The organism is Streptomyces sp. SBT349 (assembly GCF_001083795.1).
GTDB lineage: Bacteria > Actinomycetota > Actinomycetes > Streptomycetales > Streptomycetaceae > Streptomyces.
In genome coordinates, this window is the sequence record NZ_LAVK01000050.1 from 1 (window position 1) to 17,845 (window position 17,845).

Consider the following 17,845-nt stretch of genomic DNA (forward strand, 5'->3'; position numbering starts at 1 on the left):
GCGCGGGCGCGGGCGCCGGCGCCCGCGCCCGCGCCCCCGCCCTCGGACCCGGAGGCGGAGACGCCGCACCCCGCGCCGTTCGTGCCCTACCGGCCGATCACGGTGGCCGACGACGCCGGTTCCGGCGGGCGGCGGGAGCTGGCCGAGTTCGTCGAGAGCTACTGCGCCCGCACCCCGGGGTCCAAGCGCCTGGCGGCGCGCCACCGCCCCAGGCTCGCGGACAACGACAACCGCGTGCTGTCCGACTTCCACATGTCGGTCAAGGAGATGCTCTATCCCGTCGCCGCCGACCGCTCCCGGGGCTCACGGCTGTGGGACGTGGACGGCAACGAGTACATCGACGTGGTGATGGGCTACGGGGTCAACCTCTTCGGCCACTCGCCCGGCTTCGTCACCGACGCGATCAGGGAGCAGCTCGACCGGGGCGTGCACGTCGGCGTCCAGTCCCCTCTCTCCGGAGCCGTCGCCGCCCTGCTGTGCGAGCAGACGGCCATGGCCAGGGTGGCCTTCTGCAACTCCGGGAGCGAGGCGGTGATGACGGCGCTGCGGCTGGCCCGCGCCGCCACCGGCCGCACCCTGGTCGCCATGTTCGCCGGCTCCTACCACGGCGTCTTCGACGGCACCCTGGGCAGGCGCCGGCGGCTGCGGCCCGACGCGCCCACCACGCCCATCGCCCCGGGCGTGCCGCAGCACATGGTGGACGACCTGCTGGTGCTCGACTACGACGACCCCCGGTCGCTGGAGGTCGTCGCCGCGCGAGGGCACGAACTCGCCGCCGTGCTGGTCGAGCCGGTCCAGAGCCGCCGCCCCGACGTGCGGCCCGCCGCGTTCCTGCGGCGGCTGCGGGAGCTGACCGAGGCGTCGGGGACCGCCCTCGTCTTCGACGAGGTGATCACCGGGTTCCGGTCGCACCCGGGCGGAGCGCAGGCCCTGTTCGGCGTGCGCGCCGACCTCGCCACGTACGGCAAGGTCATCGGCGGTGGCCTGCCGATCGGGGCCGTCGCGGGCGACGCGCGCTTCCTCGACGCCATCGACGGCGGCGCCTGGCGCTACGGGGACGACTCCTACCCCGCGGCGGACACGACGTTCTTCGCGGGCACGTTCTGCAAGCACCCCCTGGCCATGGCCGGCGCGCACGCGGTGCTCACCGAACTGGCCCGGCGCGGCCCGGGGCTCCAGGAGGAGCTGAACCAGCGGACCACCGCCATGGCCGACCGGCTCAACGACGTGTTCGAGGCCGAGGCCGTGCCGATCAGCGCGGTGCACTTCGGCTCGCTCTTCCGCTTCGCCTCCGGCCAGGACATCCACCTCCTCTACCACCACCTGGTCCACCGCGGCATCCACATGCGGGAGGGCCACAACGCGTTCCTGTCCACGGCGCACACCGACGAGGACATCGACCGCATCGTCGTCTCGGTGCGGGAGAGCGTGGCCGCGCTGCGGACGATGGGCCGGCTGCCCTCCTCGCCCCCGGGAAGCACCGCCTACGCCGTCACCGGCGGACAGCGCCCGCTGCTGTCGCTGGCGGCCCTCGACCCGGAGGGCTCGGCGGCCTACCACCAGACCACCGCGCTGCGGCTCAACGGGCCGCTGGACACGTCCATGCTCGGCCGCGCGCTGCACCGGGTCGTGGACCGCCACGAGGCGCTGCGCACGGTCTTCGACGCCGAGCACGGCACCCAGCGCGCCGTGCGGCGGTCCGGCCCCGGCCTCCCCGTCACCGAGCGGCCCGGGGCCGTCACCGGGGACCTGCTCGCCGAGATCGCCGCCGAGGAGCGCCGGCCGTTCGACCTGGCACGGGGCCCGCTGCTGCGGGCCCGCCTCGTCCGGCTCGGCGAGGACAGCCACCTGTTCGTGCTGACGGCCCACCACATCGTGGCGGACGGCTGGTCGCTCGGCCTCCTGCTGGAGGAGATCACCGCGTCCTACGCCGCCCAGCGGCGGGGCGAGGACGACGAGCGCCCCGCGCCCGTCACGTTCCGGCAGTACGCGTCCTGGCTGGAGCGCAGGCTCACCGACCCCCGGCACGAGGCGTACTGGACCGAGCGGCTGCGCGGCCCGCTCCCGGTGCTCGACCTTCCCACCGACCACCCGCGCCCGGCCGTCCGCACCTTCGGCGGCGCCCGGCACACCGTCACCGTGGACGCGGAGCTGCTGGGCCGGCTGCGCGAGGTGGCCACCCGCTCCGGCAGCACACCGTTCATGCTGCTGCTGACGGCCTACCAGGCCCTGCTGCACCGCCTCACCGGGCAGGACGACCTCGTCGTCGGCGTCCCCGTGGCGGCCCGGACGATGCCCGGCTCCGAGCGGATGGTCGGCCACGGCACCAACCTCCTGCCGCTGCGGTCACGGCTCGGCGGCCGGATGGCGTTCCGCGAGCTGCTGGCCCAGTGCCGCGAGCACCTGCTCGACGCCTACGAGCACCAGGAGTTCCCGCTGAGCGCGATGGTCGACCGGCTCGGGATCACGCTGGACCCGGCGCGCTCCCCCCTCGTCGAGGCGGTGTTCAACCTCGACCGGCCCGCCGTCCTTCCCCGGCTGGACGGCGTGGACGCCGAGCGGGCCCGGCTGCCCGTCGCGCACGCGCAGTTCGACCTGTCGCTCAACGCCGTCCAGGAGGACGGCGGCCTGGTGCTCGACTTCGACTACCGCACGGACCTGTTCGACGCCGGGACCATCGCGTGGTGGGCCCGCCACTACGTGAACCTCCTCGGGGACGTGGCCGACCGGCCCGGCGCCCCGCTGGACGGGCTCGCGCTGCTGACCGCGGCGGAGCGCGAGCGGGTGCTGCGGCGGTGGAACGACTCCGGCGACCCGGGCCGACCCGCGTGCCTGCACGAGCTGTTCACCGCCCAGGCCGCGCGGACACCGGACGCCGTCTGCGTCACCCACGGCGGGCGCCGGCTGACCTACCGGGAGGCGGACCGCCGTTCGGATCAGCTCGGGCGGCTCCTGCGCGCCCGCGGCGTGCGCGCCGACGAGGCCGTGGCCGTGGCGGCGGGCCGGTCCGTCACCTCGGTGGTCGCGGTCCTCGGCATCCTCAAGGCCGGCGCCGCCTGGCTGCCGCTCGACCCGGGTGAGCCGGCGCCCCGGCTGGCCCGGACGCTGGGCGATTCCGGCGCGCGGCTGGTGCTGGCCGAGAAGCGCCACGCCGGGGCCGTCTCCGCCACCGCCACCGCCACGCCCGTGATCGTCCTGGACGACGCGTGGTCCGTGCTCGACGACGTGGACGACGCCCCGCTGCCCGGCGTGACCACACCGGCCAACGCGGCGTACGTGCTGTACACCTCGGGTTCCGAGGGGGCGCGGAAGGGGGTCGTCGGCACCCACGAGGGAGTGGTGAACCGCCTGCGCTGGATGGCGGAGACCTACCCCTACGCGCCCGGCGAGGTGGCCTGCCAACGGGTCGCCGGCACCTTCGTCGACGCGGTCGCGGAGCTGTTCGGGCCGCTGCTGGCGGGCGTCCCGCTCGCCGTGCTCGACGAGGACACCACGGCCGACGCCTCGCGCCTCGTCCGCGCGCTGCGCGAGGAGCGGGTCACCCGCCTCGTCGTCGTGCCGTCGCTGCTGCGGGTGCTGCTCGTGGCGCTGGAGGCTTCGGCGGAGGGACTGCCCGCGCTGCGGTGCGTGACGGTCAGCGGCGAGACGCTGCCGCCCGACCTGCTGCCGCGCTTCCGGGAACTGCTGCCCCGGGCCCGGCTGCTGAACCTCTACGGTTCCACCGAGGTCGCCGCCGACGCCACCTGGTACGACGCGGGCACGGCGGCCTCCCCGGCACCGGCCGGTGAGGTCACCCGGAGCGTGCCGATCGGGCGGCCCCTGACCGGCCTGCGGGTGCACCTGCTCGACGGCGCGGCCGGCCCCGTGCCCGTCGGCGCGCCGGGAGAGCTCTGCGTGGGCGGGCCCGGCCTGGCGCGCGGCTACCTGAACGACCCGGCGCGCACCGCCGAGCGGTTCGTGCCCGATCCCTTCGCCACGGAACCCGGCGCCCGCCTGTACCGCACCGGGGACCTGGCGCGTTACCGGGCCGACGGGACGCTGGAGCTCCTGGGCCGCGCCGACGCGCAGGTGAAGGTCCGAGGGGTGCGGGTGGAGCCCGCTGAGATCGAGGCCGCACTCGTGCGGCACCCGCGGGTCACCGCCGCCGCCGTCACCGCCGCCGAGGCCGGGGGCGAACCGCGGCTGGTCGCCCATGTGGTCGCCGAGGAGGGAACGGAGGACCGCGCGCTGCGGCGGTTCCTCGCCGAACGGCTCCCGGCGGCGCTGCTGCCCGCGGCGTACGTCTTCACCGGCGCGCTGCCCCTCACCCCGAGCGGCAAGACCGACCGCCGCGCGCTGGCGGCGTCCCCCGGCGCGCCGCTCCCCCGGCCGGCCGAGGCGGAGCCGCTCACCGGAACGGAGCGGCGGCTGCGGACGCTGTGGGCCGAGGAGCTGGGCACCACGGCCGTTCCGCTGGGCGCCAGCCTCTTCGATCTGGGCGGCAGCTCGCTCACCGCGATGCGCCTGGCGCTGCGGATCCAGGCCGCGTGCGACGTCGCGGTCGACGCGCGCGAGCTGTTCACGGCGCCGTCCGTGGCGGCCATGGCGGCGCTCGTGGACGAGCGGGCGGGATCGGGCCCGGCGGCCCTCATCCCCCGGCACGCCGGGGACGGGCCCGCGCCGCTCTCGTTCGCGCAGCAGCGGCTGTGGTTCCTCCAGCAGTACCAGCCGGACAGCCCCGCGCTGAACCTGCCGTACGCGCTGCGGCTGCGCGGCCCGTTGGACGTCGGGGCGCTGGAGCGCGCCCTGACCCGGGCCACGACTCGGCACGACGTCCTGCACACGTCCTTCCCCGTGGTGGACGGGCAGCCCGTGCAGGTGGCCGGTGAGCCGGGACCCGTCGAACTGCCCGTCACCGACCTGAGCGGCTTGCCGGAGGCCGAACGGCCGGAGGAGGCGCTGCGTCTCGCGCGCCAGGAGGCGGGCCGCCCCTTCGACCTGGCGGCCGACCCGGCGCTGCGGATGCGGCTGATACGGCTGGGCGCGGACGAGCACCTGCTCGTCGTCGTCCTGCACCACGTGGTGGCCGACGGCTGGTCGCTGCGGGTCCTCGTGGACGACATCTCCCGCTGCTACGCCGACGGCGACGGGGATGTCCTTGGCGATCCGCCCGCCGCGCCCGTGCGGTACGCCGACTACGCGGCCTGGCAGCGGGAGACGCTGACGGACGAGCGGCTGGCGGCCGGCCTGGCGTACTGGCGCGAGGAACTCGCCGGTGCCCCGACGCTGCTCGACCTGCCCACCGACCGGCCGCGTACCCCCGGCGCGGGCGCCCCGGCCGGGCTCCGCCAGATCACCGTCTCCCGTGAACTCACCGCGCGCATACGGGACATGGCGCGGGAGGAGGGGGTGACGGTGTTCATGGTGCTGGTGGCGGCCTTCTCCGCGGTGCTGAGCCGCTACGCGGGCCAGCGGGAGGTGTGCGTGGGGACCCCGGTGGCCAACCGGGAACGCGCCGAGACCGAACGGCTGGTCGGGTTCTTCGCCAACACCCTGGTGCTGCGGACGGATGTGTCCGGCGGGGTCTCGTTCACCGAACTGCTGGGACGGGTACGGCGCACGGTGCTGGGCGCGTTCGAGCACCGGACCGTGCCGTTCGAGCGCCTGGTGGAGGAGCTGCGCCCCGAGCGGGACCTGAGCCACACCCCGCTCTTCCAGGCCATGCTGATGCTCCACGACGAGCCGCTGGCACCCGCCGGGCTCCCGGGCCTTGAGGTCAGCCCGCTGACCCTGACCAACGGGGCCGCGAAGTACGAGGTGTCCCTGGAGCTCACCGACGAGCCCGGCGGCCTCACCGGCCTGCTGGAGTACGACGCCGGCCTGTTCGACGCGGCGACGATGGACCGGTTCGCCCGCCATCTGGAGACGTTCCTGCGGTCGGCCGTGGCCGAACCGGACCGGCCGGTGGCGGACATGCGGCTGCTCGACGAGGCCGAGCGCGCCAGGATCCTCGTGGAGTGGAACGACACCGCGCGCGGCGCACCGCCCGAGGAGACCGTGCCGGCGCTCATCGCGCGTCAGGCCGCAGCGGCGCCGGACCGGCTCGCCGCCCGCTGCCTGGACCGCGAGATCACCTACGGCGAACTGGAGCGCCGCGCCCGGGGCGTGGCCCGCGCCCTGCGCGGACGGGGCGTCGGCCGCGAGGACGTGGTCGCCGTGCTCGCCGACCGGGACATCGACTACCTGGTGGTCCTGCTCGGCGTGCTCCGGACGGGCGCCGCCTTCCTGCCGGCCGATCCCCGGCAGCCGCTGCACCGCACGGCGGAGGTGGTGCGGCGGGGCCGCAGCGCCCTGGTCCTGGCAGGCGGGGAGCGCGCCGGTGAGGTGGCGGCGGCGCTCGGCGCGGACGCCGGGCCGCCCGTGGTCCCGCTCGCCGAGGTGTGCGCCGCGCCGGAGGGCGGCGCCGACGCGGAGCCCGGCGCGCCCGCCTGCCGCCCGGAGGGCCTGGCCTACGTCCTGTTCACCTCGGGCTCGACCGGCGTGCCGAAGGGCGCCATGGTCGAGCACCTGGGCATGACCAACCACGTCCGGGCCAAGATCGCGGACCTCGGGATCACGGCCGCGGACGTGGTCGCGCAGAACGGCCCGCAGTCGTTCGACGTGTCCATCTGGCAGTTCCTCGCGGCGCTGACGGCGGGGGCCGCGATCGAGATCCTGCCCGACGAGATCGCCGACGACCCCGCGCGGCTGCTGACCTGGACCGAGCGGCGAGGGGTGACCGTGCTCCAGGTGGTGCCCAGCATGATGCGGGCGCTCCTCGACGAGGCCGGGCAGCTCGGCGACCGGTGCCCGCCGCTGTCCGCCCTGCGCTGGCTGGTGCCCACCGGCGACGCGCTCATGGCGAGCTCGGCCCGCGAGTGGCTGGCCCGCTGGCCCGGCGTGCCCCTGCTCAACACCTACGGCGCCACGGAGTGCTCCGACGACCAGTGCCATGTCGCGATCGGGGAGGCCGGGCAACTGGACGGCTCACCGCCCATCGTCACGATCGGCCGCCCCATCGCGCACATGCGCGCCTACGTGCTGGACCCGAGGCTGGCCCCGGCTCCGGTCGGCGTGCCCGGCGAGCTCTACCTGAGCGGCGTGGGCGTCGGGCGCGGCTACCTGGCCGACCCCCGGCGCACGGGGGAGACCTTCCTGCCCGACCCGTTCTCGGCGGAGCCCGGCGCCCGCATGTACCGGACCAGGGACCGCGTCCGCCGTCACGCGGACGGGACGATCGAGTTCCTCGGCCGCACCGACAACCTCATCAAGGTGCGGGGCCTGCGCGTCGAACCGGGCGAGATCGAGGCCGCGCTGGAACGGCACCCGGCCGTGCGCGAGGCGCTCGTGGTCGCCCGCCGCGACGACCGGGGCGAGGCGCGCCTGGCGGGGTACGTCGTGGCGGACCCCGCCCCCGGCCCCGACGGCGACGGCGACGGCGGGGAGGGGGGCGGGGACGCCCGCCTCGCCGCGGAGCTGACCCGGTTCCTCCGCGAGCGGCTGCCCGCCTCCATGGTGCCCGGCGTCCTGGTGCGCCTCGACGCCTTCCCGCTGAACGCCAACGGCAAGGTGGACCGGGCGGCGCTGCCCGAGGCGGCCGACGGGTCACCGGCACGGGCGCCGTTCGTGGCGCCGCGCACCGACACCGAACGCGCGGTGGCCGCCATCTGGGCCGAGGTGCTGCGCCGGGAGCGGATCGGCGCCGACGACCGCTTCTTCGAGCTCGGCGGTCACTCGCTCATGGCCACCCGCGTGGTGTCCCGCATCAGGCAGCGACTCGGCGTCGACCTGCCGCTGCGGGTGATGTTCGACACCGACTCGGTGGCCGGGCTGGCCACCGAGATCGAGCGGCGGCTCGGCGAGGAGGCCGAGGACGCCGAGGAGGACCTCGCGACCATGGTCGCCGCCGTCGAGGGGCTGAGCGACGAGGAGGTCGCCCGGATGCTGCGCGAGAGGGGGCAGTCGTGAGCGGACTCCCGGAACGGATCAGGTCCCTGTCGCCGGAGCGCCGGGCGCTGCTGGAGATGCTGCGCAGGGAGCGGGAGGGCGACGCCATCACGCCCCGTCCCCCCACCCCCTGGGCGCCGCCGTCCTTCGCGCAGCAGCGCATGTGGTTCCTCGACCGGTTCGCCCCCGGCCATCCGGGCTACCACGTGTACGCCGCCGTCCGGCTGCGCGGACCGCTCGACGCCGGGGCGCTGGAGCGGGCCGTGGCCGCGCTGTGGGAGCGGCACGAGACGCTGCGGACGCGGTTCACGCTGCGCGAGGGGGCGCTGGTGACCTCGGTCGCCGCGCCGCCCGCCGAGCCCCTGCCGGTGACGGAGGTCCCGGCCGGCGAGGGCGAGGAGGCGGTGCGCCGCCTCGCCCTCCAGGAGGCACGGACGCCGTTCGACCTCGCCGAGGGGCCGCCGCTCCGTGTCCGCCTGCTGCGGCGCGACACCGAGAACCACCTGCTGCTCCTGACGGTGCACCACATCGCGGCGGACGGCTGGTCGCTGAGCATCGTGGTCGAGGAACTCGCCGCGCTGTACGGGGCGTTCGCGACCGGCGAGCCGGATCCGCTGCCACCGCTGCCGATCCGGTACGCCGACTACGCGGCCTGGCAGCGGGAGACGCTGACGGACGAGCGGCTGGCGGCCGGCCTGGCGTACTGGCGCGAGGAGCTCGCCGGTGCCCCGGCGCTGCTCGACCTGCCCACCGACCGGCCCCGGCCGGCGCAGCGCTCGGGGGAGGGCCGCCGCCGGGAGTTCACGCTCCCCGACGAGGTGACGCGGCGGGTGCGCGAGCTGGCGCGGCGTGAGGGGGTGACGGTGTTCATGGTGCTGCTGGCGGCGTTCTCCGCGGTGCTGGGCCGGTACGCGGGCCAGCGGGAGGTGTGCGTGGGGACGCCGGTGGCCCACCGGGAGCATGCGGAGACGGAACGCCTGGTCGGGTTCTTCGCCAACACCCTGGTGCTGCGCACGGATGTGTCCGGCGGGGTGTCCGGTGGCGCGTCGTTCACCGACCTGCTGGGACGGGTACGGCGCACGGTGCTCGGCGCGTTCGAGCACCAGGGGGTGCCCTTCGAGCGCCTGGTGGAGGAGCTGCGCCCCGAGCGGGACCTGAGCCACACCCCCCTCTTCCAGGCCATGCTCGTCCTGCAGAACGTCCCCTCCCCCGCGGCCGCCACCCCCGACCTCACCATGGAGTCGTACGACGTCCACAACGGCACGGCCAAGTTCGACCTGACGTTCATGTTCTCCGACGAGCCGAGGCTGACCTGCTGGGCCGAGTACGCCACCGACCTGTTCGACGAGGCCGCCGTCGCGCGGCTCACCGACGGATTCACCGCCTTCCTGGAGCGGGCCGTCGCCGACCCCGGCGCCCCGCTGTGGCGGATCGACCTGGCGGGCGACGGCGAGCGGCCCGGGGGCGCCCCGCCGGGTGACGGAGGCCCGCCCCACCCGCCGGCCGCCGGGCGCCTGGTGCACGAGCTCGTCGACGAGCGGGCCCGGAAGGCCCCCGGCTCCCTCGCCCTCACCAGCGGCGAGGCCGGGATCACCTACCGGGAGGTGAACGAGCGCGCCAACGCCTTCGCCCACCGGCTCCGCGACCACGGCGCCGGGCCCGAGACGCCCGTGGGCGTCGCGCTCGACCACTCGCCCGACCTCGTCGTCGCGCTGCTCGGCATCCTGAAGGCCGGGGCCGCGTACGTGCCGGTCGATCCCGGTCACCCGCCGGAGCGGCTGCGCCGGATGCTGCTCGGGGCGGGCGTGCGCCTGGTGGTCACCGCCTCCGGCCCGCTGCCCGGGGGTGCCACGGACGGCATGGTGGTGCTGGCTCCCCCCGGCGAGGAGACGGCGCAGGAGCCGCCGCGCGTCGCGGTCACGGGCGACTCGCTCGCCTATGTCATCCACACCTCGGGCTCGACCGGCGCTCCCAAGGGGGTCATGGGGACGCACCGGGGGATGCTCAACCGCCTGCTGTGGCTGCGTGACACCTACGGGCTCGACGAGAGCGACCGGGTGCTCTTCAAGACCCCGGTCGGCGTGGACACCTCCATCGAGGAGATCTTCCTGCCCCTGCTGTGCGGTGGCAGCGCGGTGGTCGCGGTGCCGGGCGGTCACCGCGATCCGTCGTACCTGGTGGACGTGGTGCGGGCGGAGCGGGTGACGCGGCTGCGCTTCGTGCCCTCGATGCTCGAACCGTTCCTCGCGGAGCCCGCGGTCGCCGAGTGCACGAGCCTGCGGCTGGTGCTCTCCGGCGGCGAGCGGCTGCCGCGCGCGCTGGAGCGGCGTTTCCTGCGGGAACTCGACGTCCGCCTGGACAACGTCTACGGGCCGACCGAGGCGTCCATCGACGTCACCTGGTGGCGCTGCCGCCCCGAGGACACCGCGCCGCGCGTCCCGATCGGCCACCCGATGGCCGGGGCCACCCTCCGCCTGCTGGACGACCGCCTGCGCCCGGTGCCGGTCGGCGTGCCGGGCGAGCTGTACATCGGCGGGGCCTGCGTCACCCGGGGCTACGCCGGGCAGCCCGCCATCACGGCCGAGCGGTTCGTCCCCGACCCGTTCGCCACCGAGCCGGGCGCCCGCCTGTACCGGACGGGCGACCGGGCCCGCCGTCTGCCCGACGGGGGCCTCGACTACCTCGACCGGGTGGACAACCAGGTCCAGATCCGCGGCTTCCGGATCGAGCCCGCCGAGGTCGAGGCGGCGCTGGCCGCCCACCCGGAGGTCAGGTCCGCCGTGGTGACCGGCCACGGGCCCGAGCGGGGGCCGGCGCGACTGGTCGCGTACCTGGTGACCGGCGAGCCCCGCCCCTCGCCGACCGGGATCCTGGCGCACCTGCGGCGTGGTCTGCCCGAGCACATGGTGCCCGCGTCGCTGGTGTTCCTCGACGCGCTGCCGCTCACCGCCAACGGCAAGGTGGACCGCCGCCGCCTGCCCGAACCCGGCGACGAGCGGCCGGAGATCGGCGCCTACGCCGCCCCGGTCACGGAGACCGAGCACGCGCTGGCCGAGGTGTGGGTGAGCGTGCTGGGCGTGGACCGCGTCGGGATCGACGACAGCTTCTTCGTGCTCGGCGGCGACTCGATCCTCAGCATCAAGGTCGTCTCCCGCGCCCGCGAGCTGGGGCTGGATCTCTCGGTGCGGCAGGTCGTCGCCCACCAGACGGTGCGCGAGCTGGCGCGCGCCGCCACCGCGGCGGGGCCGGCCGGCCCCGCGAGCCGGCCGTTCGAACTGATCTCGCCGGAGGACCGGGAACGGCTTCCCGCCTCGGTGCGGGACGCCTACCCGCTGTCGGCCACCCAAGCGGGCAGTCTCTTCGACACCGAGTTCGCCGCCGACCAGGCGCTGTACCGGCAGGTGCTCGGCCTCCACCTGCGCGGACGGTTCGACCGCGACCGGCTGAGCGAGGTGCTGTCCGGCCTGTGCGCGCGCCATCCGCTGCTGCGCACCTCCCTGGACGTCGGCGGCTACGCCGAGCCGCTCCAGCTGGTCCACGAGCAGGTGGACGTCCCGCTCGACGTCGCCGACCTGCGCGGCCTGCCGCCCGAGGAGCGGGAGGCGTGGCTCGCCGACTGGACCGGGCGCGAGCGGCGCCGCGAGGCGGACCTGGCGGCGCCGCCGCTGTTCCTCGTGCACGTCTGCCGGCTGACCGACGACAGCTTCCAGCTGTCGCTGAGCACCTCGGCGCTGATCCTGGACGGCTGGAGCAGCGCGTCCCTGCTGAGTGAGCTGCTCCACGGCTACACCGCCGCCCTCGGTGGCCGGGACACGGCACCCGAACCGCCCGCCAGCCTGTACCGGGACTTCGTCCGCGCCGAGCGGGAGGCCATCGCGTCGCGGGAGCAGCACCGCTACTGGACGGAACGGCTCGCGGGGACCGCCGGGCGGCTGCCCCCCTGGCAGCCCGACGGGCCGGACGACATCGACGATCCCGCCGTGACCGGCCAGGACGCCACGCCACGCAGCGAGGTGGAGGTGCCCGAGGACGTCGAGCGGGGCCTGCGCGATCTCGCGGCGCGGGCGGCCGTGCCGCTCAAGAGCGTGCTCCTCGCCGCTCACCTCAAGGTGCTCGGCATCCTGACAGGCGGCTCGCGCGTGTCCACCGGACTGGTCGTCAACGGCCGCCTGGAGGAGACCGACGGCGAACGCGTGCTGGGCCAGTTCGTGAACGTCGTGCCGCAGACCGCGACGCTGCGGCCCGGCAGCTGGGCCGACCTGGCCCGGTGGACGTTCGAGGAGGAGCGCTCCGCGCTGCCCCACCGGCGCTACCCGATGGCGCGTGCGGACGGCGGGCAGGACGCCGCCTACCGGGACACGGCCTTCAACTTCGTCCACTTCCACGTCTACGACCTGCTGCGGAACACCGAGGGTCTGGAACTGCTCGGCGCGACGGACGCCAACAGCACCGCCTTCGGGCTCTTCGCGGAGTTCAGCGTCGACCCCCGCTCCTCCCGGCTGCGGCTGGAACTCCACCGCGACCCCTCCCGCATCGGCGCACGGCAGCTCGCCGGGATGGCACGCCACTACGCGGGCGTGCTCGCCGCCATGGCCGCCGGACCCGAGCGACGCCACGAGACCCACCAGGCGCTGTCCGGGCCCGAGCGGGACCGCGTCGTGCGCGAGTGGAACGACACGGGCCACGGGGTGGCACACGACGACCGGTCGCTCCCCGCCCTGTTCGAGGAACGGGTGCGCCTCGATCCGGGCGGCACCGCCCTCCTCCAGGGCGCGGAGCGGCTGACCTACGCCCAGCTCAACGACCGCGCCAACCGCCTCGCCGCCTTCCTGCTGGCGCGCGGCGTCACGCCCGAGGCGCCCGTCGCCGTGTGCCTGGAGCGGTCCTTCGACCTGACGACGGCCATGGTCGCCGTCCTCAAGGCGGGCGCCGCCTACCTGCCGATCGACCCCGCCCTGCCCCCGGAACGCCGCGCCGACCTCCTGCGAAGGACCGCGCCCGCCGTGCTGGTGGCGCGGCGGGACCTGGCCCCCGAGCCGGGGGCGGGCCGCCCCCCGGTGATGGTCCTGCTGGACGGCGACCGCGAGGCCATCGAGCGGTGCCCCGCCGAGAACCCCGGGCTGGAGATCCACCCGGAGCGCCTGGCGGCCCTGATCACCACCTCCGGCTCGACCGGCCGGCCGAAGACGGTGGCCCTGCCCCACCGGCAGGTGCACCACCGGCTCGCCTGGTCGTGGCGCGCCCACCCGTTCGGCCCCGGCGAGAGGGGCTGCCAGAAGACGCCGATCGGATTCGTCGACGCGCTGGCGGAGGCGCTGGGGCCGCTGCTGGCCGGGGTGCCGTCCCTGCTGGTGCCCCAGGAGGCGGTCCACGACCCGGCACGGCTCGTCGCGCTGCTCGCCCGGCACCGGGTCACCCGGATCCTGCTCGTGCCGACGCTGCTGGCCGCCCTGCTGGAGCACGGCGACGCTCCGGGGCACGGCGACCCGCTGGAGCGCCGACTGCCCGCGCTGCGGCTGTGGACGACCAGCGGGGAGCCCCTCCCGCCGCGCCTGGTGGAGCTGTTCGAGGAGCGGCTGCCGGGCCGGACGCTCGTGAACGTCTACGGCTCGACCGAGGCGTGGGACGCCACCCACCACGAACTCCCCCGCGACGCCCCGCCCGCGCGGCGCGTCCCGGTGGGCCGGCCCCTCGACGGCGCGCGCGCCTACCTCCTCGACGCCACCTGCCGGCCCGCCCCCGTGGGCGCCGTCGCGGAGGTGTACGTGGGGGGCGCGGGCGTCGCGCGCGGCTACGCCGGGGCGCCGGGCCCGACGGCCGGGCGGTTCGTGCCGAGCCCCTTCGGCACCGGGGAGCGCCTGTACCGCACGGGTGACCTCGGGCGCCACCTGCCGGGCGGCGAGATCGAGTTGCTGGGCCGGGCGGACGACCAGGTCAAGCTCGGCGGCGTCCGCGTCGAGCCCGCGGAGATCGAGGCGGTCCTGCTGCGACACCCCGGCGTACGGCAGGCGGCCGTGGTGGTCACCGGCGCCGCGGACGCCCCGGCGCTCCTCGCCTGCGTCGTCACGCGCGGCGGCGAACCGCCCGCCGAGGTGGCCCGGTTCGCCCGGGAACGGCTGCCCGCCGCGGTCGCGCTCCGCGTCGTGACCGTGGACCGCATGCCCCTGACGCCCACGGGCAAGGTGGACCGGCGCGCCCTGGCCGCCGAGGCGGGCGCCGGGCGCGGCGCCTCGGCCGCTCCGGCGGCGAGGCGGGAGCCGGGCGACCCGGTCGAGGAGGCGATCCGCGCCGACTGGGAGTCGGTGCTGCGCCGGGAGGACGTGGGCGTGCACGACGACTTCTTCCAGCTCGGCGGCAGCTCCGTCAGCGCCATGCAGGTGCTGGCCCGCGTCCGCGCCGCCTGGGGTGTGGCGCTGACGGTCCGCGACGTCTTCGCCTTCCCGACGGTGTCCCGGCTGGCGCGGCGGGTGACCGCGCTGCGCGCCGGGCCGCGCGGCGCGCGGAGGCCGCCGGCCGCGGGCGCCGCCCCCGAGGACGGGCGGGGCAGGCCGCTGTCCTTCGCGCAGCGGCGGCTGTGGTACCTCCACCACACGGACCCGGAGTCGGCCGCCTACCACCTGCACGCCGCCGTGCGGATGCGGGGGGCGCTCGACACGGACGCCCTGGAGCGCGCGCTGTCGGAGATCACGCGGCGGCACGAGGCGCTGCGCACCACGTTCGGGGCGGACGAGGACGGCGAGCCGGCGCAGTTCGTCCGGCCGCACACCCCGCTGCGGCTGGAACGGGCCGACCTGAGCGGCGAGCCGGATCCCGACGCCGCGCTGAGCGGGACGGTGCGCGCGGCCGTGCGCGAGCCGTTCGACCTGGAACGCGGGCCACTGCTGCGCGCCACCCTCGTCCACCTGGGCGAGGACCACCACGTGGCCGTGCTGAGCACGCACCACATCGCGAGCGACGCCTGGTCGATCCGGGTGCTGATCCGCGAACTGACGGCGCTGTACGGGGCGTTCGCCCTGGGCGAGCCCTCGCCCCTGCCGGAGCTGCCCGTCCAGTACGCCGACTACGCCGCCTGGCAGCGCGCGGTGCTGGACGACGACGCGCTGGCGCGGCTGGAGGACCACTGGCGGCGGGAGCTCCACGGCGCGCCCCCGCTGCTCGACCTCGCCCCGGGGCGGCCGCGCGGCGCGTCGCGCGGCCGGGGCGCCAGTGAGACGGCCGAGCTGCCCGCGCCGCTGACCGCCGCGGTCAGGGGCCTGGCCACCGGCTCCGGCGTCACGCCGTTCATGTGCCTGCTGGCCGCGTTCGCCGTCGTGCTGCACCACCGCACCGGGCGGGAGGACCTGGTCGTGGGCACCGACGTGGCGGGCCGCGACGAGGAGGCGCTGGAGGACCTGATGGGGTTCTTCGTCAACCAGCTCCCCCTGCGGGCCGACCTGTCGGGCGACCCCCGGTTCCACGAGGTGCTCGGCCGGGTGCGCGGCGCGACGCTCAGCGCCTACGACCACAGGGAGCTGCCCTTCGAGCGGCTGGTGAGCGCGGTGAGCCCGCGCCGCAGCGTGGGCCACGCGCCGGTCGTCCAGGTCAAGCTCGTGATGCACAACGTGCCCGAGCAGCGGCTCGAACTGCCCGGCCTGCGCCTCGAACCGTTCGAGGCGAGCCGTGGCACCTCGCAGGTGGACCTCAACGTCCGCGTCGTCGAGGACGGCCCGGTGCTGCGCCTGTCGGCCGAGTACGACACGGATCTGCTCGGCGCCTCCGTGGTCCGGCTGCTCCTCGAACAGCTGCGCCTGGTGCTGGCGCGGGTCACCGGGACCCCCGGCATCCGGCTCTCCGGCCTGGTCGCGGAGCTGGACGCGGACCGGGAGCGCCGGCGAGGGGCCGAGCGCGAGAAGCGTGAGGCCGCCAGCGCGCTGCGGCTCCGCGGCGCGCGCCGCACTCCCGTCCGCGCGACCGGAGGGGCCGGCCAGGCGGCCAGGGGCAACGGAACGAACGAAGCGGAGGACGTGTCATGACGAACCAGCCAGAGTGGGGAACCGAAGTCGTCGAACGGCCGCTGTTCGGCCAGCGGCTGATGCCGCTGGCGGTCAAACCGGCCGGCGCGCCGCTCGACCTGGTGAGCTGGGCGTCGGCGCGCGCCGACGCCCTGCGCGCCCGCATCACCCGCCACGGCGCCGTACTGCTGCGCGGCTTCGAGAACGTCTCGGCCGAGACGTTCGAGGAACTGGTCGCCCGCGTGTGCGGCGACCCCCTCGACTACGTGGAGCGCTCCTCGCCCCGGCACGCCGTCTACCGGAACGTCTACACCTCGACGGACCACCCGCCCCACGAGCCCATCTACCTGCACAACGAGCAGTCCTACAACGTGACCTGGCCCCGGTACATCTGCTTCTACTGCGCCCAGCCCGCCGCGTCGGGCGGCGCCACCCCCCTCGCCGACTGCCGGCGGATCCACGACCGGATACCGGCGCCCATCCGGGACCGCTTCGCCGAGCAGGGCTACGTGTACGCCCGGACGTTCTCCGACGGCTTCGGGCTCAGCTGGCAGGAGGCGTTCCAGACCCAGGACCCCGAGGAGGTGCGGCGGTACTGCGAGGCGAACGACATCACCTGCGAATGGACCGGGGAAGGCCGGCTGCGCACGCGGCAGAGAAGGCCCGCGGTGGCCCGTCATCCCTCGACGGGGGAACCGGTGTGGTTCAACCACATCACGTTCTTCCATGTCTCCACGCTCGGCGCGGATCTCTCCTCGGTGCTGATCGATTCCCTGGGTGTGGAGGGCCTCCCGAACAACACGTACTACGGCGACGGCAGCGACATCGAACCCGAGGTCATGGACGAGCTCAGAGCCGCCTATGACGCGGAGCGGATCGAATTCCCCTGGAAACAGGGAGACGTGCTCCTGCTGGACAACATGCTCACCGCACACGGCCGCTCCCCCTATGAACCTCCCCGCCAGATCCTTGTCGGTATGGCAGCACCAGAAAGGACCGCGTCATGACCAACCCCTTCGACGACCCCAGTGGTGAGTTCCTCGTCGTGGTGAACGACGAGAACCAGCACGCCCTGTGGCCCTCGTTCGCCGATATCCCCGCCGGCTGGACCACGGCGCACGGTCCGGCCGGGCGCGAGGAATGTCTCGACTACGTCGAGAAGAACTGGACCGACATGCGGCCGGCCAGCCTCATACGGGAGATGGAGAAGCGGGGCCAGTGACCGAGAACTGGCAGTCACGCGTGTGGCGCCTGGTGATCGCGGCCGCGGCCATCGCCGGACTGGCCATCAACACCACCGCCTACCCGACCGCGGGGGACAGCCTCATGTCCTTCACGCAGCAGAGCAACGTGATGGTCGCGCTCTGCTTCCTCTGGCTGGCGGCATGGCCGGCGCCGCGGCAGGAACGCCGGCAGGAGGCCGCGCTGTTCGTGCGCGGCGCCGTCACGCTGTACATCCTCATCACCGGAATCGTGTACAGCCTGCTGCTCGCCGACGGCTGGGATTCCTACGGATTGGGTGACACGCTGGCGCACGTCCTCGTCCCGGCCGCGGTCCTCACCGACTGGGTGGTGACGGGAACGAACGGCACGCGGAACGGCGCATCGAGCGACCCGTCGAACGGCCCGCCGCGCCGGACCTGGTACCCGCTGGCGTGGCTGGCCTATCTCGTCTGCTATGTGACCACCGTGCTCGTTCGCGGATCGCTGACCGACCGGTATCCCTACTACTTCCTGAATCCGGACAGCGTCGGCGTCGACGGCCTGATCACCCATATCGCGGCCTTCCTCGTCGGATTCACCGTGCTCGGATACGCCGTGCTCGCCGCCGGTCGCCTGAAACGGATCGAGGACGCGAGCATCGCGTACAGGACATGAGAGGAAGGATG

At 75.2% G+C, this 17,845-nt stretch carries 5 protein-coding genes; all 5 read left to right on the forward strand.

Features of this window, described 5'->3' with window-relative positions; translation table 11 throughout:
• Positions 1–81: 81 nt before the first annotated feature.
• From ADY01_RS09050 to ADY01_RS09070, 5 genes are read left to right on the forward strand one after another with little or no spacing between them, the layout of a single operon-like run.
• Positions 82–7,986 (forward strand): non-ribosomal peptide synthetase, encoded by a 7,905-nt coding sequence (locus tag ADY01_RS09050; RefSeq protein ID WP_234320145.1) that lies wholly within the window; start codon positions 82–84, stop codon positions 7,984–7,986.
• Positions 7,983–15,977, forward strand: coding sequence for an amino acid adenylation domain-containing protein (locus tag ADY01_RS09055; RefSeq protein ID WP_049568671.1), 7,995 nt, complete (start codon positions 7,983–7,985; stop codon positions 15,975–15,977). The genes ADY01_RS09050 and ADY01_RS09055 overlap by 4 nt, the downstream gene beginning before the upstream one ends.
• Positions 15,974–16,963, forward strand: a complete 990-nt coding sequence (locus ADY01_RS09060) for a TauD/TfdA family dioxygenase (RefSeq protein ID WP_049568675.1) — start codon at positions 15,974–15,976, stop codon at positions 16,961–16,963. Before ADY01_RS09055 ends, ADY01_RS09060 begins: the two co-directional genes overlap by 4 nt.
• Positions 16,960–17,178: an MbtH family protein gene (locus ADY01_RS09065; RefSeq protein ID WP_049568678.1), complete on the forward strand. Its 219-nt coding sequence runs from the start codon at positions 16,960–16,962 to the stop codon at positions 17,176–17,178. Before ADY01_RS09060 ends, ADY01_RS09065 begins: the two co-directional genes overlap by 4 nt.
• Positions 17,175–17,834, forward strand: a complete 660-nt coding sequence (locus tag ADY01_RS09070; RefSeq protein ID WP_049568680.1) for a Pr6Pr family membrane protein — start codon at positions 17,175–17,177, stop codon at positions 17,832–17,834. Before ADY01_RS09065 ends, ADY01_RS09070 begins: the two co-directional genes overlap by 4 nt.
• The last annotated feature ends 11 nt before the right edge of the window (positions 17,835–17,845 follow it).

Excerpts from the sequence above, each read along its gene's own strand:
- ADY01_RS09060 (WP_049568675.1), top strand. The coding sequence starts at position 15,974 with ATGACGAACCAGCCAGAGTGGGGAACCGAAGTCGTCGAACGGCCGCTG.
- ADY01_RS09065 (WP_049568678.1), top strand. The coding sequence starts at position 16,960 with ATGACCAACCCCTTCGACGACCCCAGTGGTGAGTTCCTCGTCGTGGTG.